The 983-nt window shown below is 43.8% G+C and carries 1 protein-coding gene; it reads left to right on the top strand.

The genetic code is table 11. The annotated features are described in order from the left end of the window. Window positions 1-269: 269 nt before the first annotated feature. The coding region (locus tag A3729_RS03520) for a hypothetical protein (protein ID WP_068633171.1) at window positions 270-983 on the top strand (714 nt) is incomplete at its 3' end.

Here is a 983-nt window from a genome sequence, read left to right as displayed (position 1 = left end):
AGCCCATCTGCCATAATTATTTCATAGAGTTACAGACGCTTTTAAACTTAAGTTCTAAATAGCGCTCATTGTTTGACCAATTTAATATTCCATTGTTGCTCAAGCTGCGTATACTTATTGATAAATAATCTAACATTTGCACGGTTTCAGATACAAAGTGAAACCTAAGCAAAGCCATAGTCACAGGGCCTTCCAAGTGTGCAAACGCCGGAAAAGCCAGCTGCCAAATTTTAAGCGCAGCATGACTATTAGAGAGTTGGGAGAGTAAAATGCAAGCAATCCATGCGCGCAAACTGATAAAGCCGATCGAACAAAGCTATACCGAAATGTTTTCGGGCAAGGTCTTCACCGTCGGTAAAGGCGCGGTTAGCATTCGAAACCATAGCAGCCAAGCGAAACATACCGTTATTGGCGTTCACGGTTTTTTGGAAAATCATTGCTACTTTACGCAACTCTATAATGATTCTTCTACAGAATTGGTATTATTGACCTGCAGTAACTACCACGTTCCTGTTAGCGGCCCTATCCCAGAGCCAGCTGAGTGGGAAATACCTATTAAGTACCCTGAAGCGACCATTGAATACGATGCATGCGTCCTTAACCAGGCTCTCGAAAATTTACCGACAACTGAAAACATTCGTATTCACGGTCACTCTCGTGGCGGCGCCGTTATTCTCCAAGCGGTAAGCTTTCGACCAGAACTCTATAAGAATGTTGAGCTAATTCTCGAAGCGCCAGCCTTGCCTGGTGGTAAAACTCACCCACTAGTTTCAGCAATGCTGGAACCTGTCAGCCATGGTATGTGGCCCTGGGTTGTTCGTATGATTAATAGCACACCTTCATCGTCTTATGGACAAATGTTTTTTGGCAAGACCAATGAGCGCAAGAAACAACTGCTCAATAAGATGTTTAGTGCAACCAAAGACCATCTGACTATCGTGCGCAACATTGAGAACCTGTTTGCCTGGATGGATAAAGCTGAC

The sequence above is a fragment of the Oleiphilus sp. HI0043 genome (assembly GCF_001634935.1).
This window is presented reverse-complemented; position numbering and strand designations above follow the sequence as displayed.